This window comes from Sphingomonas sp. LC-1, assembly GCF_025371035.1.
Lineage (GTDB): Bacteria > Pseudomonadota > Alphaproteobacteria > Sphingomonadales > Sphingomonadaceae > Sphingomonas > Sphingomonas sanguinis_E.
In genome coordinates this window covers 200,508-220,986 of record NZ_JANZXB010000005.1, presented here as the reverse complement: position 1 = coordinate 220,986, position 20,479 = coordinate 200,508, and the positions used below count along the sequence as shown (strand labels likewise).

Annotated in this window: 21 protein-coding genes; 12 read left to right on the top strand and 9 right to left on the bottom strand. The window is 63.9% G+C overall.

What is annotated here, in order from left to right:
- The first annotated feature begins 75 nt into the window (after positions 1 to 75).
- From NZL82_RS09640 to mazG, 9 genes are all read left to right on the top strand, one after another.
- A complete protein-coding gene (locus tag NZL82_RS09640) occupies positions 76 to 642 on the top strand; it encodes a CvpA family protein (RefSeq protein ID WP_261269541.1) in 567 nt (188 codons plus the stop codon).
- Positions 639 to 1,085, top strand: coding sequence for an iron-sulfur cluster assembly scaffold protein (locus NZL82_RS09635; protein ID WP_261269540.1), 447 nt, complete (start codon positions 639 to 641; stop codon positions 1,083 to 1,085). The genes NZL82_RS09640 and NZL82_RS09635 overlap by 4 nt, the downstream gene beginning before the upstream one ends.
- Positions 1,075 to 2,823: a cation:proton antiporter gene (locus tag NZL82_RS09630; RefSeq protein ID WP_261269539.1), complete on the top strand. Its 1,749-nt coding sequence runs from the start codon at positions 1,075 to 1,077 to the stop codon at positions 2,821 to 2,823. Before NZL82_RS09635 ends, NZL82_RS09630 begins: the two co-directional genes overlap by 11 nt.
- Positions 2,824 to 2,825: 2 nt before the next feature.
- Entirely contained in the window at positions 2,826 to 3,155 is a 330-nt protein-coding gene (locus NZL82_RS09625; protein ID WP_261269538.1) for a DUF423 domain-containing protein, read from the top strand.
- Positions 3,156 to 3,206: 51 nt separating this feature from the next.
- Positions 3,207 to 4,763 (top strand): methionine--tRNA ligase, encoded by a 1,557-nt coding sequence (metG, locus tag NZL82_RS09620; RefSeq protein WP_261269537.1) that lies wholly within the window; start codon positions 3,207 to 3,209, stop codon positions 4,761 to 4,763.
- The gene (locus NZL82_RS09615; protein ID WP_261269536.1) at positions 4,763 to 5,539 is read left to right on the top strand and encodes a TatD family hydrolase; all 777 of its coding nucleotides are present in this window, start codon (positions 4,763 to 4,765) and stop codon (positions 5,537 to 5,539) included. The genes metG and NZL82_RS09615 overlap by 1 nt, the downstream gene beginning before the upstream one ends.
- Positions 5,536 to 6,300 (top strand): MBL fold metallo-hydrolase, encoded by a 765-nt coding sequence (locus tag NZL82_RS09610; RefSeq protein WP_261269535.1) that lies wholly within the window; start codon positions 5,536 to 5,538, stop codon positions 6,298 to 6,300. The genes NZL82_RS09615 and NZL82_RS09610 overlap by 4 nt, the downstream gene beginning before the upstream one ends.
- 101 nt (positions 6,301 to 6,401) lie before the next feature.
- Positions 6,402 to 6,887 (top strand): TIGR02281 family clan AA aspartic protease, encoded by a 486-nt coding sequence (locus NZL82_RS09605; protein WP_261269534.1) that lies wholly within the window; start codon positions 6,402 to 6,404, stop codon positions 6,885 to 6,887.
- Between the two features lie 28 nt (positions 6,888 to 6,915).
- Positions 6,916 to 7,656, top strand: coding sequence for a nucleoside triphosphate pyrophosphohydrolase (gene mazG / locus NZL82_RS09600; protein WP_261269533.1), 741 nt, complete (start codon positions 6,916 to 6,918; stop codon positions 7,654 to 7,656).
- Here the strand turns inward: mazG and hflX are convergent.
- The 7 genes from hflX to dusB form a co-directional block, all read right to left on the bottom strand.
- Entirely contained in the window at positions 7,637 to 8,929 is a 1,293-nt protein-coding gene (gene hflX, locus NZL82_RS09595; RefSeq protein ID WP_261269532.1) for a GTPase HflX, read from the bottom strand. The genes mazG and hflX overlap by 20 nt on opposite strands.
- The gene (gene hfq, locus NZL82_RS09590; RefSeq protein WP_261269531.1) at positions 8,926 to 9,528 is read right to left on the bottom strand and encodes an RNA chaperone Hfq; all 603 of its coding nucleotides are present in this window, start codon (positions 9,526 to 9,528) and stop codon (positions 8,926 to 8,928) included. Before hfq ends, hflX begins: the two co-directional genes overlap by 4 nt.
- A gap of 31 nt (positions 9,529 to 9,559) precedes the next feature.
- Positions 9,560 to 10,936, bottom strand: a complete 1,377-nt coding sequence (locus tag NZL82_RS09585) for a sigma-54 dependent transcriptional regulator (protein ID WP_261269530.1) — start codon at positions 10,934 to 10,936, stop codon at positions 9,560 to 9,562.
- A gap of 6 nt (positions 10,937 to 10,942) precedes the next feature.
- Complete coding sequence (locus tag NZL82_RS09580) at positions 10,943 to 13,189, bottom strand: ATP-binding protein (RefSeq protein WP_261269529.1); 2,247 nt, start codon at positions 13,187 to 13,189, stop codon at positions 10,943 to 10,945.
- Positions 13,190 to 13,250: 61 nt separating this feature from the next.
- The gene (gene ntrC, locus NZL82_RS09575) at positions 13,251 to 14,693 is read right to left on the bottom strand and encodes a nitrogen regulation protein NR(I) (protein ID WP_261269528.1); all 1,443 of its coding nucleotides are present in this window, start codon (positions 14,691 to 14,693) and stop codon (positions 13,251 to 13,253) included.
- Positions 14,690 to 15,757, bottom strand: coding sequence for a nitrogen regulation protein NR(II) (locus NZL82_RS09570; RefSeq protein WP_261269527.1), 1,068 nt, complete (start codon positions 15,755 to 15,757; stop codon positions 14,690 to 14,692). The genes ntrC and NZL82_RS09570 overlap by 4 nt, the downstream gene beginning before the upstream one ends.
- Positions 15,741 to 16,742: a tRNA dihydrouridine synthase DusB gene (gene dusB, locus NZL82_RS09565; RefSeq protein ID WP_261269526.1), complete on the bottom strand. Its 1,002-nt coding sequence runs from the start codon at positions 16,740 to 16,742 to the stop codon at positions 15,741 to 15,743. Before dusB ends, NZL82_RS09570 begins: the two co-directional genes overlap by 17 nt.
- Positions 16,743 to 16,832: 90 nt before the next feature.
- Here dusB and NZL82_RS09560 point away from each other — a divergent pair, with 90 nt between their 5' ends.
- The 3 genes from NZL82_RS09560 to NZL82_RS09550 are packed head-to-tail and all read left to right on the top strand — an operon-like array spanning position 16,833 to position 19,032.
- Positions 16,833 to 18,005, top strand: coding sequence for a bifunctional 2-C-methyl-D-erythritol 4-phosphate cytidylyltransferase/2-C-methyl-D-erythritol 2,4-cyclodiphosphate synthase (locus NZL82_RS09560; RefSeq protein WP_261269525.1), 1,173 nt, complete (start codon positions 16,833 to 16,835; stop codon positions 18,003 to 18,005).
- On the top strand, positions 18,002 to 18,532 hold the full coding sequence (locus NZL82_RS09555; RefSeq protein WP_261269524.1) for a hypothetical protein: 531 nt from the start codon (positions 18,002 to 18,004) through the stop codon (positions 18,530 to 18,532). The genes NZL82_RS09560 and NZL82_RS09555 overlap by 4 nt, the downstream gene beginning before the upstream one ends.
- On the top strand, positions 18,532 to 19,032 hold the full coding sequence (locus NZL82_RS09550) for a CinA family protein (protein ID WP_261269523.1): 501 nt from the start codon (positions 18,532 to 18,534) through the stop codon (positions 19,030 to 19,032). Before NZL82_RS09555 ends, NZL82_RS09550 begins: the two co-directional genes overlap by 1 nt.
- On the opposite strand, the gene NZL82_RS09545 is transcribed toward NZL82_RS09550, so the two are convergent.
- Both NZL82_RS09545 and lipA read right to left on the bottom strand, forming a co-directional pair.
- Complete coding sequence (locus NZL82_RS09545; RefSeq protein WP_261269522.1) at positions 18,993 to 19,451, bottom strand: type II toxin-antitoxin system RatA family toxin; 459 nt, start codon at positions 19,449 to 19,451, stop codon at positions 18,993 to 18,995. The two genes, NZL82_RS09550 and NZL82_RS09545, sit on opposite strands and share 40 nt — an antisense overlap.
- On the bottom strand, positions 19,451 to 20,374 hold the full coding sequence (gene lipA / locus NZL82_RS09540) for a lipoyl synthase (protein WP_261269521.1): 924 nt from the start codon (positions 20,372 to 20,374) through the stop codon (positions 19,451 to 19,453). The genes NZL82_RS09545 and lipA overlap by 1 nt, the downstream gene beginning before the upstream one ends.
- Positions 20,375 to 20,479 lie beyond the last annotated feature (105 nt).

Genomic DNA, 20,479 nt, shown 5'->3' with positions numbered 1-20,479 from the left:
CGCCATGTCCGTCCCTCGCCTGATGGCGAACATGGCCGCTCGTCATGCTTGGGATAAGGTATTGGACATAAAGCATTGACCGCCCTCGATATACTTGTCCTCATTGCGGTTTTCGGAGCAGCCATTCAGGGCTTCCTGCGTGGCTTCGTGACCGAGGTTCTGGCGCTATTCGCCTGGATCGCGATCGTCGCGGCGCTCAAATTATTCCATATTCCTTTGGCGCAAGCGCTGACGGGGGTCGTCGGGACGGTCTCGGGCGCGGCCGTTCTTGCCTTTGCCCTGATCGTCGCCGTTACCTATCTCGGCGGCCGCATGGTCGCCCGCGCGATCGGCAGCCGGACGCGGACCTCAATCCTCGGGCCGGTCGACCGGGCGCTCGGCTTCGGCTTCGGCGCGCTCAAGGGGCTGATCTTGGCCAGCCTCGTCTTCCTCGTGGTCGCGCTGATGATCGACACGGTCGGCGGCGGCCCGGCGCGGCGGCCCGAATGGATGGTGAAGAGCCGGACCTACAAGCTGCTCAACGCAACCAGTGCGGGCATTGCCGATTTTGTCGATCGTCGCCGTCGCGGCCTGCCGGTGTTCGGCGCGCCGACCCCCTCCACGGACAGCGGCCCCGCCAATGCCAGCGAGACCCCATCATGAACGCTCCCCTCTATAATGCCGAAATCCTGCGTCTCACCACGGCCATTCCCCATGATCGGCGTCTGGCCGACCCGATGGGCAGCATCGAGCGACGCTCACCCATTTGTGGTAGCCGGGTGACGGTCGACGTCAATCTGGATGCGGACGGGCGGGTGAGCGAGGTCGGGATGCTCGTCCGGGCCTGTGCCTTGGGCCAAGCGTCGGCGGCGTTGCTGTCGAACCATATCATTGGGCGTGACGCTCGCGAATTGGCGGCAGCGCGCGACGCTCTGGCCGGCTGGCTGGCGGGCACGCGGGGCGAAGCGCCCGAATGGCCCGGTCTGGATGTCTTCGCACCGGCTCTGACCTATAGCGCTCGTCACCCCTCGATCCGCCTTGCATTCGAGGCCGCGGCCGAGGCCGTCGACGAAGCCGCCGCAAAGGCCTGCGCCGATGCACGGTGAAATCTCGCTGTTGCGGGACGGGGCGATCCTGCTCGGCTTCGGACTGGCTTTTGTCCTCGTCTTCCGTCGGCTGGGCCTGGGCGCGACGCTGGGCTATCTCGTCGCGGGTGCGGCGGTGGGCCCCCATGTGCTGGGGCTGGTCGGCGACGCCGAGTCGAAGCTGGGTATCGCCGAGATCGGTATTACGCTTCTGCTGTTCATCGTCGGGCTGGAACTCAATCCGGCCCGGCTTTGGCGCATGAAGCATGAGATTTTCGGCCTAGGCTTGCTCCAGGTCGCGGCTTGCGGCCTGGCGATCAGCGGTATCGTGCTGCTTGCGCACTTCTCGATGGAGGCTGCCCTGGCGCTCGGCCTGCCGCTGGCCTTGTCTTCGACGGCGCAGGTGCTGCCGATGCTGCAATCCTCGGGCCGGTTGCGCACGCCCTTTGGCGAGCGGGCCTTTTCGATCCTGCTGTTTCAAGATCTTTCGATCGTCCCGCTGATCACCATCGTCGCCGCCATGTCGCGCAATCCCGCAGATCATGCCGGGCCGCCGGGATGGATCCTGGCGCTGGAGACGGTGGGAGCGATCGTCGGTCTGATCGTGGCGGGGCGGTTCCTCCTGAGGCCGCTGTTCCGCCTGATTGGCAATATGGGCGAGCGGGAGATGTTCGTCTTCGCCGGGCTGTTCACGGTCATTGCCAGTGCGGCAGTGATGGAGTTGCTGGGCCTATCCACCGCGCTGGGCGCTTTCATCGCGGGAGTAATGCTGGCCGATAGTCCGTATCGCCACGAGCTCGAGGCCGATGTGGAGCCGTTCCGCTCGATCCTGCTCGGCCTGTTCTTCCTGGCGGTGGGCATGATGCTCAACCTGCCGGCGATCATTGAGCGGCCGGTCTTCGTGGCGGTAATGGCGCTGGCCCTGATCGCGACCAAGACGCTGGTCATCTTTTTGATCGGGCTGGCCTTTCGGATGAACTGGCGCTCTGCCTTCGCTCTGGGTCTGCTGATGAGCCAGGGCGGTGAGTTCGGCTTCGTGCTGTTCGCGCAAGCGCAGGCGGGCTATCTGGTCGCACCGGAGGCGGCGAGCCTGTTCGGGGCGATCATCACCTTGTCCATGGCGACCACGCCGTTCCTGATGCGCGCGACCCGCCGTATTCGCGAAGAGCCGGTCATCATGCGCGGCGAAAAGCGGGAAGGGCCCGTCACCGACGGCGCCAACGCCCTGATCGTCGGCTATGGCCGCTTCGGCCAGACGGTGGCGCAGATGCTGATCGCCAGCGACATTCCGGTGACCCTGATCGACCGCGACATCGAGATGATCGACATCGCCGCCGAGTTCGGGGCGAAAGTCTATTATGGCGACGGTACCCGTCTGGACCTGTTACGACAGGCCGGCGCGGCGGAGGCGGAACTGATCCTGTTCTGCCTGGATGAAGACCAGATTTCGTTGGAGCTGCTGGAAAGCGTCCATGCGGCCTTTCCCAAGGCCTCGCTTTTCGTGCGTGCCTATGATCGCCGTGCGGTCTTGAGGTTAAAGGGCGGTCCGGCGTCCTATGTCGTCCGAGAGGTCCTCGAATCCGCGGTGAAGATGGCGCGGCTGGCGTTGGGAAGCCTGCAGATCGACGGCGCAGAGATCGATCGCGTCGAGACCATGTACCGTTCGCGAGACAAGGAACGACTGGCGGCGCAGGCGGCGTCCGGCGATCTGCGTGCCGCCAATGATCGGATCATCACGCAGGACGAACGAAAGGGCTGACCATGGGGTTGCTGGGAGTATTGGCGGCGCTGTCGGGTGCGATCGCGATCATGGCGGGGGCATTCGGCGCACACCGGGCGGAGGGGGTCGCGGTCGAGTGGTTGCGGACCGGCGGGCAGTATCAACTGATCCATGCCGTCGCCGCGCTCGTCGCGCTTCGGCTGGATACGCGCGGTGTGGCCTGGGCTTTCGTCATCGGTGCCGCCATTTTCGCGGGCACGCTTTACGCCATGGCGCTTGGTGCACCCCGTTGGCTGGGGGCGGTGACGCCGTTGGGCGGCACCATCCTGATCCTCGGCTGGCTGTGGCTGGCATGGACGCTTCGCGGCTGAGCGAAGCAAGCCGGGCTTCACCTGCACGAAGCGATGTTCTAGGGACCGGGTATGGCCGATCCATTCTATATCACCACCGCAATCCACTATCCCAATGGCCGTCCGCATATCGGCCATGCCTATGAAATGGTCGCGGCGGATGTCATCGCGCGTTTTCAGCGTCAGGCAGGGCGTGACGTGCTGTTCCAGACAGGAACCGACGAGCACGGCCTGAAAATGGCGCAGGCGGCGCGCGCGCGCGGCATTTCGACGCGCGAGTTCGCGAACGAAATGTCCAGCCATTTTCATGTGATGGCCGATCGTCTTGATATCTCGTACGATCGCTTCATCCGCACGGTCGACGCCGATCATTATGCGGCGAGCCAAGCGATCTGGAAGGCGATGCAGGACAAGGGTGACCTGTATCTCGACCGGTACGAAGGATGGTATTCGGTCCGCGACGAAGCTTTCTACGACGAGGCTGAACTGACGACCGGCGAAGACGGCACCAAGCTGTCGCCGCAAGGAACGCCGGTGGAATGGACGGCCGAGGAGACCTGGTTCTTCCGCCTGTCGAAATATCAGCAGCCTTTGCTCGACCTGTATCGCGACAATCCCGACTTCATCCGTCCGGAAAGCCGGCGGAACGAAGTGATGCGCTTTGTCGAGGGCGGGCTATCCGACCTGTCCGTCTCGCGCACGAGCTTCGACTGGGGCGTGCCGGTTCCCGACAGTCCTGGCCATGTCATGTATGTCTGGGTCGATGCGCTGACCAACTATCTGACCGGTACCGGTTATCCGAATAAGGACAGCGAATTGGCGCGCTTCTGGCCAGCCAATCTGCACCTGATCGGCAAGGACATCGTGCGCTTTCACACGGTCTATTGGCCCGCATTCCTGATGTCGGCGGACTTGCCCTTGCCGCAATCGGTCTTCGGCCACGGCTTCCTGCTGCACCGGGGCGAGAAGATGTCGAAGTCGGTCGGCAATGTCGTCGATCCGATGGGTCTGGCGGATGCGTTCGGCGTAGATGCCCTGCGTTACTTCTTCCTGCGCGAAGTCAGCTTCGGCCAGGACGGCTCCTATTCCGCAGAGGCGATCGTGACCCGCGTCAATGCGGAACTGGCGAACAGCTTCGGCAATCTGGCCCAACGGACATTGTCGTTCATTGCGAAGAACTTGGAGGGTGCTCTTCCCGAGCCGGGGCGCAGCGACCCCGCGGATGCGGTGTTGATCGAGGAAGTCGTGGTCGCCTGTGCCGGTTTGAAGTCGGCGTTCGAGGACCTGATGCTGAGCCAGGGGATCGAAGCCTGGATGCGCGGCGTCTATGCCTGCAACCAGTATATCGACCTGCAGGCACCGTGGTCGTTGCGCAAGACCGATCCCGAGCGGATGCATGCGGTATTGGGCACGCTGGTGCGCGCCATCCGAATGCTGGCGATCGCGATCTTGCCGGTCACGCCGCGTGGGGCAGGGCTCGTGCTCGATACGCTGGGCGTCGACGAGCGCGATCATGCCGCCATCGATGATGACGGCTGGTATGCGCGGCGAGCGGCGAGCGGCATCGCACTCTCGCCCCCTACGCCGGCTTTCCCGCGTCTGGAAATTCCCGCCGAGGCGGAAGCCTGATGCTCGCCGACAGTCACTGCCACCTCAATTACAAGGGACTGGTTGAGGACCAGGCTGCGATCTTGAGCCGCGCCCGGGACCGTGGGGTCACCGCGATGCTGAACATCTCGACGCGCGAAAGCGAATGGGATGCGGTGATCGCCACCGCCGAGCGCGAAGCAGATGTCTGGGCCACGATCGGCATTCACCCGCACGAAGCCGATGCGCATAGCCATGTCGACACCGCCAAGCTGGTCGAGCGAGCCGCGCATCCCCGCGTCGTCGGCATCGGCGAAAGCGGGCTGGACTATTATTACGACCATAGCGACCGCGAACGCCAACAGGCGAGCTTTCGCGCACATATCGCCGCCTGTCGGGAAACAGGCCTGCCGCTGGTGGTGCATACGCGTGATGCCGAGGAAGATACGGCTGCGATCCTTGCCGACGAGATGGGGAAGGGGGCCTTTCCCGGCGTCATCCACTGTTTCACCGCCAGTGGAGATTTTGCCGATAAGGCCCTGTCATTAGGCTTTTATATATCCATTTCGGGTATCGTGACATTCAAGAATGCCAAGGAGCTGCAGGCGACGGCGGCAAGGTTGCCGCTGGACCGATTGCTGGTCGAGACGGACGCGCCCTTCCTCGCGCCCGTGCCGCATCGTGGCAAAACCGGCGAGCCGTCTTTCGTGGCGGACACCGCCGCTTTTCTGGCTGACCTGCGAGGGGAATCGCTGGACGCACTGACCCGTGCGACCGCCGAGAATTTTCACCGTCTGTTCGCCAAGACCCTCGCGTGAAGATCCGGATCCTGGGCTGCGGAACCTCGTCGGGCGTTCCCCGGATCGGTAATGACTGGGGCCTGTGCGATCCGAGCGATCCGCGAAATAGACGGATGCGTTGCTCCGCCCTGATCGAGCATGCGGGGACCCGCATTCTCATCGATACGGGGCCCGATATGCGTGAACAATTGCTCGCGGCGAATATCGGTACGGTCGATGCGATCATCTGGACGCATGATCATGCCGACCATTGCCACGGCATCGACGATGTACGGCAGATTTATCACGCACTCGGACATCCCGTAGCCGGTTATGCGCGGCCGCGTACCGCGGAGGCGCTGGAACGTCGCTTCGGATATGTGTTTCAGGGCAAGACCGGCTATCCGCCGACCGCGACGATGACCACGTTGGGAGACGAACTCGTCATCGGGGACATCCGCATCCGATCGGTTGACCAGCCGCATGGGCGGCTATTTTCCGCCGGCCTACGCTTTGATTGCGGTGATAAAAGTGTCGGCTATGCCACGGATTTTCATGATTTAACACCGGAGATGGCTGAGCTGTATCGCGGCGTGGATTTGTGGATGGTCGACGCGCTTCGCCGCTATCCGCATCCGGCCCACGCCGATCTCCCGGCCGTTCTGACTTGGATCGAAGAGTTAGGGCCCCGAGAAAGCGTGCTGATCCATATGGATCAGTCGATGGATTATACCACTTTGTGTCAAGAACTCCCCAATGGCGTTCGGCCGGGCTATGACGGGATGGAAGTCGCGCCATGAGCGGCGATCAGGCCATGGACTTCCTCTATTATGGCCTGATCCTGTTGCTGCCGCTCAGCGCCTTGGTCGCGCGACGCATCCCGATCGGTCGGACGCTGCGCATGGGGCTGATCTGGGTTGGTATTTTCGGCGTCGCATTTCTCGTCATCGCGCAACGCGATCGGCTCGTGAGAATGATGCCAGCCAATGCGGCGCCAGACGGAACGGTCAGGATCGCGATCGGCGCCGACGGACATTTCTGGGTGGATGTCCGCATCAATGGCGTTGAGCGCCACATGCTGGTCGACAGCGGCGCGACGACGACCGCTTTGTCCGAGGCGACGGCCAAAGCCGCCGGGCTCGACTTGGGCGAAAGCCCGTTCGCCAGCATGGTGGAAACGGCCAATGGCAGAGTCATCGCCGACCATGTCACCGTCCAACATCTCGCCATCGGACCGATTACCTTGAACGATGTGGGGGCAATCGTATCGCCCAGTTTCGGTGATCAGGATGTGATCGGGATGAACGTCCTGCGTCGGCTTCGATCTTGGAAGGTGGAGCAAGGGGTGCTCATCCTCAACGCTCCTAAGCGACGTAGTTTTACATAATATATATTATCGAATGCAAGGAGCATGGATGGTGGACCGCCTTCTGACGATCATGAAACGCCTGCGCGATCCCCAGTCGGGTTGCGAATGGGACGTTGCACAAAGCTTCGAAAGCATTGCGCCCTACACGATCGAAGAAGCCTTTGAGGTCGCGGATGCGATCGCACGTGGCGACATGGCGGACCTCAAGGACGAGTTGGGCGACCTCCTCCTTCAAGTGGTGTTCCATGCGCAAATCGCGGAAGACACGGGACAATTTTCATTTGCGGACGTCGTCAATGCGATCAGCGACAAGATGGAGCGCCGCCATCCACATATCTTCGGCGACGTGGCCGAGGGCGGCCATCACCTATGGGAGCAGATCAAGGCGGAGGAGCGTCAGGCCAAAGCGGCGGGCGGTACGCTGGACGGTGTTGCCTTGGGACTGCCGGCTCTGATGCGGGCAGAGAAACTGCAAAAGCGCGCTGGACGTGTCGGTTTCGACTGGCCCGATGCCGAAGGTCCCCGTGCAAAGATCGACGAGGAAATGCGGGAAATCGCCGAAGCCACGCCCGACACGATCGGGGAAGAGTTTGGCGACCTGCTGTTTGCGGTGGTTAATTGGGCGCGCCACTGCGGCGTCGATGCCGAGGCGGCACTGCAGGCGGGCAATCGCAAGTTCGAGCGCCGGTTCCGCGCCATGGAACAGGAAGCGGGTGAAGGCTTCGCGGCGCTCGATCTGGAAGGCAAGGAAGACCTATGGCAGCGCGTCAAGCGCCGCGACGGCTGAACCGGTCATAATCAGGCGGCGAGAGGCGGACATCATAAACCGCCTGCTCGCCTTCGATCGTCTGATCCAGTACCTCGCCGTGCGCATGTAGCCAGGCGGCCCCGGCCCCATCGCCCGCATCCAGCGTGACGCGGTAACGACGATGCCCGGAAGTCAGGGCCGCCGCCACCTGCTCGACCAGATCGTCGATGCCCTCCCCCGTCATGGCCGAAACCGCGACAATATTTGAACGGCGCTCTGCCTCGACGAGCAGATCGTCGCGGAGATCGCCTTCAACAAGGTCGATCTTGTTCCAGGCCTCAAAACGCGGCGTTTCGGGATCGACGCCGATTTCGGTCAGCACCGCTTCGACATCCGCCCGCTGCGCCTCGCTATCCGGATGTGCGATGTCGCGGACATGGATCAGCAGGTCAGCGGATACGACCTCTTCCAGCGTCGCCTTGAACGCGGCGACGAGCTGGGTCGGCAGGTCGGATACGAAACCGACCGTGTCGGACAGGATCGCCTTATCGATCCCCGGCAGGCTGATCTGTCGCAATGTGGGATCCAGAGTTGCGAACAGTAGATCCTTCGCCATGACGTCAGCGCCCGTCAGGCGATTGAACAGCGTCGATTTTCCGGCATTTGTGTAGCCTACCAGCGCAATCACTGGCCATGGCGCGCGTTGCCGTCGGTCACGGTGAAGGCCGCGCGTCCGGCTTACCTGATCGAGTTCGCGCCGTAACCGCGCCATGCGGTCGCGGATCATCCGACGGTCGGCTTCGATCTGCGTTTCGCCAGGACCGCCCAGGAAACCGAAGCCACCCCGCTGACGCTCCAAGTGGGTCCAACTGCGAACCAGACGGCCCGCCTGATAGTCCAGATGCGCCAGTTCGACCTGGAGCCGCCCCTCCGCCGTCGCCGCACGCTCGCCAAAAATTTCCAAGATCAAACCGGTCCGGTCGATGACCTTGGCCTCAAGCGCGGTCTCCAGATTGCGCTGCTGTACGGGGGTGAGCGCGCCGTCGAAAACGACAAGCTGTGCCTCTTCCATCCGCACCTGTTGCGCGACCTGTTCGACTTGGCCGCTACCGATCAGGGTCGCGGGCTTAGGCGCGCGGACGCGTAGCGCGATACGCTCCACCACATCCAGACCGATCGCCATGGCGAGCCCCGCCGTCTCATCGAGGCGTGCATCGGCGTCCCGCGCCGCGTCGCCCTGATCCGGCAGGACGATGACGGTGCGGGCGCCACGCGTGAATTCACCGCGATCGCGATCGAAACCGGTGCTCAATCCTCGGCCGATCCTGCCTGCTCTTCGGCCAGGTTCAGCGGACGTGCCGGCTGAATGGTCGAAACGGCATGTTTGTAGACGAGTTGCGCCATACCTTCACGCTGGAGCAGCATGCAGAACAGGTCAAAACCCGCAATCTGCCCCTGCAACATCACGCCATTGATCAGGAACATGGTGACGGGGTCTTCCGACTTCCGCACCGCGTTCAGGAAGATTTCCTGCAAAAGTGGGTTCTTGCGCTGCTGTTCGTTGACGCCGTCTACGATCGCGGCGACATCCAGAGGACCGGACGGCATGATGGTGGAAATGGCGTGCTTGTAGATCAGCTGCGACTGCCCATCCCGGCGTAGCAGCACGGAGAAGTTGTCGAACCAGGTTACGATGCCCTGGAGCTTCACACCCTTGACGAGGAACATGGTAACGGGCGCCTTGGAACGGCGCAGCGCGTTGAGAAAGAGGTCCTGGAGCGAACCCGTCTTGTCGGCCATGGTCGAGCCCTTGTTCTTGGCGGGTCCGTGCCCGCGAATAGCGCCGTTTCCCGGCGTCGGAACCGCGCCCGTGGACCGGGCGCGGCCAATATCTATGGTTTCGGCACCCATTCGTCCAGAGGCGATGGGGTGGGCATGTCGATCATTCGTCGCGCGTCTCGCTGATCCCCAGCAGCTTCAACTTGCGATGGAGCGCCGAGCGCTCCATACCGATGAAGCTCGCCGTACGGGAAATGTTGCCCGAAAAGCGGCGGATCTGGACGCGCAGATATTCGCGTTCCCAACTCTCCCGCGCCTCGCGCAACGGCGCCCCCATGATCGCGGTGGCGCCCCCACCCCCCATGTCGGCCCCCTCGCCCAGTACCTCGGCGGGCAGAAGGTCGAGGTCGATCCGGCCAACCCGGTCCCCTGGCGCCAGGATAATGGTACGCTCGACGACGTTACGTAGCTGACGGACATTGCCCGGCCAATCATAGGACTGCATCGCCACCATCGCGTCAGGTGCGATTTCGGGCGTGCGGACGCGACGTTCGGTGGCGTAGTGCGCCATGAAGTGCTCGACGAGCGGCGGGATATCCTCGCGCCGCTCGGAGAGCGAAGGGATGGTGACGGGCACGACGTTGAGGCGATAGTAGAGGTCCTCGCGGAACCGCCCCTCGGCGATCTCCTGAGTCAGGTCGCGTGCCGTGGCCGAGACGACGCGGACATCGACCTTGACGACGCGCGTTCCCCCGACACGGGTGAAGCTCTGGTCGGTCAGCACGCGCAGGATGCGGGCCTGGGTCGCGATCGGCATGTCGGCGATCTCGTCGAGGAACAGCGTGCCGCCATGCGCTTGTTCGAGCAGTCCGGTTCGGACGAGGTCCCCCCCCTCCTCCACCCCGAACAATTCCTCGTCAACGCGTTCGGGCGTCATCCGCGCCGCGCTGACGACGACGAACGGCGCACTGGATCGATTGCTCCAGCCATGCAGAAGCCGCGCCGCTACCTCTTTGCCGACCCCGGCCGCCCCCATGATCAGCACGCGGCTGCCGGTGGCGGCCACCCGCTTCAGGGTAGCGCGGATGCCATTGATGGCGCTGGACGAACCAGTCAGATCGGTCTCGCGTCCAGCGCTGGCCCGCAGCGAGGCGTTCTCCCGCCGCAACCGCTCCGTCTCGGTCGCGCGACCCACCATCAGCAGCAGGCGTTCGGCCTCAAACGGCTTTTCGATAAAGTCCGCAGCGCCCTTGCGGATCGCGGCCACGGCCGTGTCCAGATTGCCATGGCCCGAAATCACCAGAACGGGGATCGAGGGATCGCGACGCTTGATCTCGTCCAGCAGTTCGAGGCCGTCCAGCTTGGAGCCTTGCAGCCAAACGTCGAGCAGCACGAGAGACGGACGGCGAACCGCCACCGCCTCCAGCGCGGAATCGCTGTCCGCCGCGACGCGGGCGTCATAGCCCTCATCCTCCAGCACGCCCGCGACGAGTTCGCGGATATCGAGTTCGTCATCGACGACGAGAATGTCCAAAGCCATGATTCTTTACGTCCGAGTACGAGTCAAAGCGGTGAGCTGGCCCTCCCCAGCCAGTTCGGGTTCGGCGCCACCCTGATCCAGCGCCGCCAGGGCGCCGGCATCGAACATCATCGAAACGATGGTGCCGCCGGTAGGATTGTCGGAAAAGCCGATCGTGCCGGCATGTTCCTCGATGATCTTGTTGACGATGGCCAAGCCCAGCCCCGTGCCCCGCGCCCGCGTCGTCATATAGGGTTCGATGATCCGATCGCGCTCGGGCGGCAGGCCGACGCCATTGTCCGCGACGGTGATCGTTACCATGCCGCCCTGCTGCCCCACGGTCATCATGACGTGCCCGCCCTTCATCCCCTCGGGGCGCGCCTCGATCGCCTCGACCGCGTTCTTGACGATGTTGGTCAGTGCCTGGCTCATCTGGCGACGGTCGCACACCATCATCGGTGCAGGATCGTCCTGATCCATTTCGAAGCGGATTTCGGAGTGCGCGACTTCGTGGAGGAACATGGCCTGGGCGCAGATGTCGGCAATCGCCTCTTCGCGGAATACCGGCTTCGGCATCCGGGCGAAGGATGAGAATTCATCGACCATGCGGCGCAGGTCGCCGACCTGGCGGACGATCGTCTCGGTGAGGCGTCCGAATGTCTGATCCTCGGGATCGATGACCTTGCCATAGCGGCGCTGAAGCCGTTCGGCCGCCAACTGGATGGGCGTCAGCGGGTTCTTGATCTCATGCGCGATACGACGCGCCACGTCGGACCAGGCGGCCCGGCGCTGGTCGAGCAGTTGCTGGGTGATGTCATCGAAGGTCAGGATCGGTCCGTCGGCGGTTTGTGCAATACGAACCGCCAGAGTTCGCATGTCGCCGTGTAGCGCCACCTGAACCGTCGCCTCACGGCGGCCTTGATCAAGCAGCGCATCGAGTTCGGGCGCGACCTCGACCAGCCGGTGGCCGATCAGCCCGCCCGGCTCGGTGCCCAGCAACATGTCGGCGGAACTGTTGGCGATGCGGACCTGCCGATTGGCGCCGATGGCGACGACGCCCGCGGACACGCCTGCCATCACCGCCTCGATCAGCGCGCGACGATTGTCGAGCTGCGCGTTCGCGGTCACCAGCTCGGTATTTTGCTGCTCCAATTGTCCCGTCATCTGGTTGAAGGCATTCGCCAGCGTACCGACCTCGTCACGGGTCCGGGGGTCGGGGACGCGCGCGGTCAGGTCACCGCCTGCGATGCGTCGCGCCGCGTCGACCAATTCGCCCACCGGGCGCACCAGGCGATCGGCAACCGCCAGCGCGATCCAGACGGCAATTCCGACGATCAGCAGGGCGACGAAGAACAGGGCGATGTTGAACTTGAGCTGGAGCGACCGTGCTCGTCCTTGAAGCGCCCGATACCCCTCGACCACATCCTCGGCGGCGAAATGCTGTTTGCTGAGGAACGCGGCATTCACGCTGGTCCCGACATACAGCATGATACCGCTGCTGTCGGGCAAGGGGGTGACCACCCAGACGCGTTGTTCGTTGATGCCGACCTCTGGGCGGTTCGAACGGCCGGCCTGGCCCATCATTTCCGGCGTCACCAGCTCACGAAAGCTGGCGTCGGTCGGCTGATTGAAGAAGTCGTAGAATTTAAAGCCTTGTTTGGGATCATAGGAGAAGAGCACCGCTTCCTCCATGTCCCGCACGATGGTCTGCTGAACCAGATAGTCGTGAAAGTCGCGCCGATTTTCGCGTAGCACGGGAAGATTGCGGCCCAGGTCCTGAGACATGGCGCGCCCGGCGAAGACCCAGCGGTTGATGATCTGCTGCTGCGATTGGCGGGCAATGTCCATCGCGTCGCTGAACGCCTTGCGCGCCCGATCCGAGATCCAGAATTCGGCGGACGACTGGAACATCATCGACGCGGTGACGACCGTGAGCAGGATCGGGACGCTGGCAGTGAGCGAGAAGATGGCGACCAGCCGGACATGCAGCCTTCCGCCCCCGCCCACGGCGGACTCCGCCGCACGTCGCATCGCGACCCGCCGGCCGAGCAGCATCAGCAACAAGATTGCCGGAACCAGGTTAAGCGCCAGCAGCCCCGCGATGACCGGCGGCGCAATCAGTCCCTGCGCATCGTGCCGCTGTTCGATGAACCAATAGGTCCCTGCCGCGATCGCCACCGCGCCGATGATGATCGCGATCTCCATCACCGGCGTCACCGCGAAGCGGGATCGCGGTGGTTCGGCAGGAACAGCAGGCTTTAAGAACGCCAACATCGTTGCAATCGTACAACGTGAAGCGTGACCTGCAAGCCACAATTCGTAAAAATTTGGTTGGTCAGTCGCCAGCCTCATCGCCACCGCTGGCCATGATGTTCAGCGTGTCCAGGCGTTTGCGCAGCGTGTTGCGATTGATCCCCATCGCACGGGCGGTGCGCAACTGATTGCCGCCGTGTCGGGCGAGCATCGCCTCGATCAGCGGCCGTTCGACTTCGCCGATGACCCGGTCATAGAGCGAGCCGTCATCCAGGATCGCTGGTCGCTCTACCGCAAGTCGCGCCAGGTAACTACGCACCGCCGTGGCGAGATCGCCTTCGTTCGATCCTGCCGCACTGCTATGAGACGGGCGAGCCTCGCCCATCATGGCGCGGATCGCGTCGGCATCGATAACCTCGTCGCGCGCCAGCACGGCGAGGCGACGCATCATATTCTCCAACTCGCGAACATTGCCGGGCCAATCATGCGCTACCAGTGCATCGATCGCCTGCATGTCGATCCGCCGCTTGGGCAGACCTTGCAGCGCCGCATTCTCCAGGAAGTGGCGCGCGAGCAGTGGAATATCCTGCCGCCGTTCGCGCAGGGCCGGCAAGGCGATCGGCACGACGTTCAGGCGATAGAACAGGTCCTCACGAAACTGGCCGGATGTAACCTGCTGAGCGAGATCCCGGTTGGTCGCCGCAACGATGCGAACGTCGGTGCGGATCGTCCGGGCGCCGCCCACAGTGGTGAATTCGCCCGACTGAAGAACGCGCAAAAGCCGGGTCTGGGCCTCCATCGGCATGTCGCCGATCTCGTCGAGAAACAGCGTGCCGCCCGCCGCCTGCTCGAACCGCCCGGCATTGCGTTGTGCAGCGCCCGTGAATGCGCCGCGTTCGTGGCCGAACAGTTCGGCCTCGATCAATTCGCGTGGGATGGCGGCCATGTTGATCGCCACAAAAGGCGCGGCGCGGCGTGGGCCGAGATCATGGATCGCGCGGGCGACCAGTTCCTTGCCTGTCCCCGACTCGCCCGAGATCAGCACCGTGAGGTCGGTCGAAACAACACGAGCGATGACGCGGTAGACGCTCTGCATCGCTTGCGACCGGCCGATCAATGGCAGGGCGCGGTCATCGTCCGCCAGCCCGTCCTCCACCAGCACGCCCCCTCGCGCCAGCGCGCCCGCTACCGCATTGGTCAGTGCGTCCAGATCGAAGGGCTTGGGTAGATACTCATACGCACCGACCTCCGCTGCACGAACGGCGGTGGTCAGCGTATTCTGGGCCGACAGGATGATGATCGGCAACGCCGGAAACCGATCGGCGACGCTGCGGATATGGTCGATGCCGTCGCCATCGGGAAGGATGACGTCGGTGACCAGAATGTCCGGCGCGCCGCCCGCCAATACGCGGTCCAGCCGGGCCAGCGTCTCCACCGCCGTGACCTCATGGCCCGCGCGGCGCAGCGCTTGACCCACCACGGTACGGATGGCGGCATCGTCATCGACGACCAGAACATGGCTCATAGGACGGCCCTGGGAAGCAAAAGGCGCAGGACCGTCATTTCGGGAGAACCCTCTCTTGCATATTGAACCATTCCGCTCATGTCGCGAACCAGCTTGTCGACGAGCGCGAGGCCCAGGCCCTGCCCTTCATGCCGGCCAGACACAAAGGGGTCGAACAAATGGTCGGCGATGTCGGGTGGAGCGCCTGGTCCATTGTCGATCACACAAATCTCGATCGGCAATGGCAGGCGCTCCTGTCCGTCGCCGATGCTGACCGACATGCCATGCCGATAGGCGGTGGTGAGGATGATCCGAGGATTGCGAACTGCACGCACCGCTTCGCGGGCGTTTTTCAGCAGGTTGATGACGATCTGTAACAGAGCGTCGCGATTGATCCGCGCGGGCGGCAGAGAGGGATCGAACCGCTCCTCGATCTGGATACCCCTTGCGAAACCCGCCAGCGCGACGCTTCGCGCATGGGTCAGCAGCGGATAGATATTCTCCGATGCGAGCGGCAAGGGTCTGGTATCGCTGAAATCCTGCATGCGATCGATCAAGGCGGCGATCCGATCAACCTCGGTCGTGATCAGCGTGGTCAACTCACCGCCATTCAACAATTGTGCCGCGCCTCTGATCCCCGACAAGGGGTTCTTGATCTCATGCGCCAGCATCGCGGCCGCACCCACCGCCGCCCTTGCACCGGCCGAGCGCTCCGAGGAATGGGCCAGACGGCGCGACGGGCCTGCGCTGTGCAGCGTGATCGCGCGCCAGCCCGGATGATCGGGAATCTGGGCCTCGACGAAATCCACGCGGATCTTGGGGCCTCGTGGGGTGGCGATGACCGTGTCGTAGACGGCGAACCCATGCCCGTCGCGGCTGCGCGGTGCATCCGGCGGCGGCAGGATCGCAGCCAGCGGCTGTCCGACCATCAGGCGCTCGGACAGGTTGAGCAACTGTTCCGCCAGACCGTTCGCGTGGGCGATCCGATCCTCCGGATCGACGACCACGACCGCAACCGGCAATGCGGCGAACAGCGCCCCAAAGCCCGGCCTGCCGTGGCGCGTCGGCTCAGGCTGCGGCTGCAAGCTCGATCTGCGGCATATAGAAGTCGTACAGCATCGCCTTTACGCGATCCGCGCTGGCTTCCTGATTGACCTTGTTCCGGAATTCCGCCGAGCCATGGAGGCCGCGCGTGTACCAGCCGATATGCTTGCGGGCCATGTTGACGCCCGTCTCGGTCCCATAATGATCGAGCATCGCATCATAATGCTCGGTCACGGCGCGATATTGCTCGTCGAGCGGCGGGTCCTCGCGCCGTTCGCCCGTTGCGAACCAGTGCATGACCTGCCCGAGCAGCCAGGGCCGCCCATAGGCGCCACGCCCGATCATCACCCCGTCCGCACCCGACTGGTCCAGCGCCATGTCCGCATCGTCGATCGAGCAAATATCGCCATTGGCGATGACCGGGATCGAGACCGCATCCTTGACCTGGCGGATAAAGGCCCAATCCGCCTGCCCCTTGTACATTTGATTGCGGGTCCGGCCATGGACGGTGATCATCTTGACACCAATATCCTCGGCGATCCGCGACAGTTCCGGAGCATTCAGGCTGTCATGGCACCAGCCCATCCGCATCTTGAGCGTCACGGGCACATCGACCGCCTCCACCGTCGCTCGAATGATCTCCGAGGCCAATTTCAGGTCGCGCATCAAAGCCGAGCCCGCATCGCCGTTGACGACCTTGCGGACCGGGCAGCCCATGTTGATGTCGATGATCGCCGCGCCGCGATCCGCGTTCAGCTTCGCTGCTTCGCCCATCTCGCGCGGGGTGCAACCGACGAGCTGCATCGACACCGGCTCTTCCAAAGGGTGCCATGCGGCCTTCTGGATCGACTGGCGCGTTTCGCGGATGGCGGCTTGGCTCGCGATCATCTCGGTGACGTTCAGCCCGGATCCGTAACGGCGAACCAGGGTCCGAAACGGCATGTCGGTGACACCGGTCATCGGTGCCAGGACCACGGGACTGTCGATCGTCACCGGACCGACCTGAATGGGGGCGAGATTACGCATCATACTGCCTGAAAAATGAGCAGCCTGTACGCGAACACGGGCCAGGAGGCAAGGTTGGCGGGCGTGGCGAAAAGCGGCTAGACACCGGGCATGAGCGAAAATGAAAAGGTCGCGGCCCTGATCGTCGCGGCGGGGGGCGGCAGCCGCATGGGCGGTGGCGTCCCGAAGCAGTTCCGCGATCTGGGCGGTCGGCCCATGCTCGCCTGGAGCCAAGCGGCATTGGTCCGCCACCCGGCGGTCGACCTCGTTCTGACCATGGTCGCGCCGGACCAGATAGAGACGGTCCGAGACATGCTGCCGGATGCCTGGTTCGAGGTCGGTGGGGTCAGCCGTCGCGAGTCGGTGGCGAACGGACTTCGCCACCTGGCGGTAGCGGGCGTCACGAAGGTGCTGATCCATGACGCCGCGCGTCCCTTTCTGTCCGCCGACGTGATCGATCGCGTGCTCGCCGGTTTGGGAGCAGCGGACGGTGCCATGCCGGTCCTGCCGGTGGCCGATACGCTGGCGAGGACGGATGACCGGGCGGACGGCCTCTATCTTGGCGATGTAGTGCCCCGCGATGGCGTCGTTCGGGTCCAGACCCCTCAGGGGTTCCACCTGCAATCGGTCATCGCCGCCCATGCCGCCTGGCCTGCCGATGCGGAGGCGACCGATGATACCCAGATGGTGCGACGTCTTGGCGGACGCGTCGCTTTGGTGCAGGGCGATGCCATGCTCGAGAAAATCACCTATCCCGACGACCTTGCCGGAGCCGATATGCGACTGTCATGGGAGACCCGGACCGCGATGGGCTTTGACGTCCACCGGCTGGAAGATGGCGAGGAATTGTGGCTGGGCGGGGTGCTGATCCCCCATCATCAGGGGTTGTCAGGGCATAGCGATGCCGATGTCGCGCTTCACGCCCTGACCGATGCGTTGCTCGGCACGATCGCGGCGGGCGATATCGGGACGCATTTTCCGCCCAGCGATCCGCAATGGAAGGGTGCGGAGTCGGGCCAGTTCCTGCAACATGCTGCCAAGCTGATCGCCGAAAAGGGTGGGCGGATCGATTTCGTCGACCTGACCATCATCTGCGAAGCCCCCAAGATCGGCCCGCATCGCGTCGCCATGGTCGAGCGTATCGCGGGGCTTCTGAATATCGAGGAGGGCCGCGTTAGTCTGAAGGCGACGACGACGGAACGTCTGGGCTTCACCGGACGCGGCGAGGGAATCGCCACCCAGGCGGTCGCGACGGTGCGGCTGCCCAGCGGAGCGACGGCATGAGGCGCTTCGGCCTGATCGTCGCCCTTCTGGGCTTGGCCGCCCCGGAAGTGGCCGGCGCCCAGCAGCGCGCCTGCATCACCGCGCCGGAAGCCGAGGCGATGACCCTCGTCGCCATGCCCGACATATTGCGCGAGACCGGGCGCGTCTGCGCGGGCCGTCTGCCCGCCACCAGCCTGATCCGGGGTGGCGGCACGCTGATCTCGAAATATGAAGGGGCGGCCGATCAGGCTTGGCCGGCCGCGCGCGCGGCGATCGTCAAGCTGTCCGACCCGGCGATCGACACGTTGCTACAGTCGGACTATGCCCGGCCGCTGCTGACCTCGCTGCTCGTCCCGTTCATTGTCGGGCGGATTGGGCTGGAGGATTGCGGAACGATCGACCGGCTGGTGACCCAGCTTGCCCCCCTCCCACCGCGCAACATGGCCTCGGTCGTCGTGACCGCGCTTCAATATCTCAAGACGGAAAAGGCGCGAGGACGGCAGGTGGCCGTGCCCGACCTGCCGCTCTGCGCCAACGGAAACCGCTGATGGACGTGCTCCTGCCCCGTGAACTGGTCGAACTCGCCGATCGGGTCGTCACCGAAAACCGTGCAGCCGGTCGCCGAGTCGCGCTCGCCGAGAGTTGCACCGGGGGGCTCGTCTCGGCTGCCCTGACCGAAATTCCGGGCTCGTCCGATGTGGTCGAGGCGGGGTTCGTGACCTATTCGAACCAGGCCAAGATCGGTCTGCTCAAGGTCAATCCCGAAGTCATCGAGACGTTCGGCGCGGTATCGACCGCCACCGCATGGGCCATGGCACAGGGTGCGTTGGCCGCCAGCGAAGCGGATGTGGCGGTGGCGATCACCGGCGTGGCGGGTCCGGGTGGCGGGACGGCGAAGAAGCCGGTCGGGACCGTCGTCTTCGCTCAGGCGCTACGTGACGGCGATCCCGAGGATGTGAAGGCCGAACGCCATGAGTTTGGCGATATCGGCCGGGGTGCGATTCGGCTTCAGGCGGCGCTGTTGGCGCTGGAACTGCTATTGCCGTAAAGCTTGGCGGCGCGATCCTCGAACGCGCCGATCATGCGGCGGAGCGCGGTGCCGAACACCTGCCCCGCCAGCATCTCGAACACCCGGTTTTTGAACGCGAAGTCGACGGTGAAGTCGACGGCGCACCCCTGCCCCTCCGGGCGGAAGCGCCAGTTGTTGCGCAAATATTTCAGCGGTCCGTCGAGATAATCGACGTCGATCGCTTCCGGCCGCGTCTTGGTGACTCGGCTGGTGAAGGTCTCACGCAGTCCTTTGAAGCCGACGATCATGTCGGCCACCGTCTCGGTGTCCGAGTCCGAGCGCACGCGCATCGCCGACACCCAGGGCAGGAATTCCGGATAGCGCGCAACGTCGGCGACGAGATCAAACATCTGCTCCGGCGTATAGGGCAGATGCCGTGTTTCGCTATGCTTGGGCATCAGCGCGTGGCAGCCAGCTTCGCCTCGCGCGCCGACCGCAGCCGCTCGAAATCGTCGCCCGCATGGTAGCTGGAACGCGTCAGCGGCGAACTGGCCACCAGCAGAAAGCCCTTGGCCCGGGCGATCGAAGCATAGGCGTCAAATGCCTTGGGCGTTACGAACTCCGCGACCTTGGCATGGCGCGGCGTCGGCTGGAGATACTGGCCCATGGTCAGGAAATCGATGTCGGCGGAGCGCATGTCGTCCATCACCTGATGGACCTCGAGCCGTTCTTCGCCCAGGCCCAGCATCACGCCCGACTTGGTGAAGATCGACGGATCGTGGCGCTTGACGCTCTCGAGCAGGCGAAGCGACGCATAATAGCGCGCACCCGGACGGATCGTCGGATAGAGCCGGGGAACCGTCTCCAGATTATGGTTGTAGACGTCAGGCCGCGCCTCGACGATCGACTCGATTGCAGCTTGCGCCTTGTTGCGGAAGTCCGGAGTCAGGATTTCGATCGTCGTGTCCGGCGTCGTTCGGCGCAGAGCCTGAATCACCTTCACGAACTGCGACGCGCCGCCATCGGGAAGGTCGTCGCGATCGACCGAGGTGACCACGATATGCTTCAGGCCCATCTGCGCCGCGGCGTCGGCCACATTCTGGGGCTCCATCGCGTCGACCTTGCGCGGCATGCCCGTCTTGACGTTGCAAAAGGCACAGGCACGTGTGCAGGTGTCGCCGAGGATCATGACGGTCGCATGCTTTTTCGACCAGCACTCCCCGATATTGGGGCAGGCCGCTTCTTCGCAGACCGTCGTCAAACTCTTCGCGCGCATCAACTCGCGGGTCGCGGCGAAACCGGCGCTGGTCGGAGCCTTGACGCGGATCCAATCGGGCTTACGCGCGCGCACCGGCGCGACCAACGGTGTCAACTCGTTCATGACCCGCGAAATAGCGATGCTGCTCGTCGGACACAATGCCCCCGGCGCCCTGACCTATATCAGGCACAGACACAATTTGATATGGAACCGAAACGGCCATGGTCG

Bases quoted from the DNA above. Each gene is read 5' to 3' on its own strand.
- NZL82_RS09635 (WP_261269540.1), top strand. From the start codon at position 639: ATGAACGCTCCCCTCTATAATGCCGAAATCCTGCGTCTCACCACGGCC.
- NZL82_RS09630 (WP_261269539.1), top strand. From the start codon at position 1,075: ATGCACGGTGAAATCTCGCTGTTGCGGGACGGGGCGATCCTGCTCGGC.
- NZL82_RS09625 (WP_261269538.1), top strand. From the start codon at position 2,826: ATGGGGTTGCTGGGAGTATTGGCGGCGCTGTCGGGTGCGATCGCGATC.
- metG (WP_261269537.1), top strand. From the start codon at position 3,207: ATGGCCGATCCATTCTATATCACCACCGCAATCCACTATCCCAATGGC.
- NZL82_RS09615 (WP_261269536.1), top strand. From the start codon at position 4,763: ATGCTCGCCGACAGTCACTGCCACCTCAATTACAAGGGACTGGTTGAG.
- NZL82_RS09605 (WP_261269534.1), top strand. From the start codon at position 6,402: ATGGGGCTGATCTGGGTTGGTATTTTCGGCGTCGCATTTCTCGTCATC.
- mazG (WP_261269533.1), top strand. From the start codon at position 6,916: ATGGTGGACCGCCTTCTGACGATCATGAAACGCCTGCGCGATCCCCAG.
- hfq (WP_261269531.1), bottom strand. From the start codon at position 9,528: ATGGGTGCCGAAACCATAGATATTGGCCGCGCCCGGTCCACGGGCGCG.
- NZL82_RS09585 (WP_261269530.1), bottom strand. From the start codon at position 10,936: ATGGCTTTGGACATTCTCGTCGTCGATGACGAACTCGATATCCGCGAA.
- NZL82_RS09580 (WP_261269529.1), bottom strand. From the start codon at position 13,189: ATGTTGGCGTTCTTAAAGCCTGCTGTTCCTGCCGAACCACCGCGATCC.
- ntrC (WP_261269528.1), bottom strand. From the start codon at position 14,693: ATGAGCCATGTTCTGGTCGTCGATGACGATGCCGCCATCCGTACCGTG.
- dusB (WP_261269526.1), bottom strand. From the start codon at position 16,742: ATGCGTAATCTCGCCCCCATTCAGGTCGGTCCGGTGACGATCGACAGT.
- NZL82_RS09560 (WP_261269525.1), top strand. From the start codon at position 16,833: ATGAGCGAAAATGAAAAGGTCGCGGCCCTGATCGTCGCGGCGGGGGGC.
- NZL82_RS09555 (WP_261269524.1), top strand. From the start codon at position 18,002: ATGAGGCGCTTCGGCCTGATCGTCGCCCTTCTGGGCTTGGCCGCCCCG.
- NZL82_RS09550 (WP_261269523.1), top strand. From the start codon at position 18,532: ATGGACGTGCTCCTGCCCCGTGAACTGGTCGAACTCGCCGATCGGGTC.
- NZL82_RS09545 (WP_261269522.1), bottom strand. From the start codon at position 19,451: ATGCCCAAGCATAGCGAAACACGGCATCTGCCCTATACGCCGGAGCAG.
- lipA (WP_261269521.1), bottom strand. From the start codon at position 20,374: ATGAACGAGTTGACACCGTTGGTCGCGCCGGTGCGCGCGCGTAAGCCC.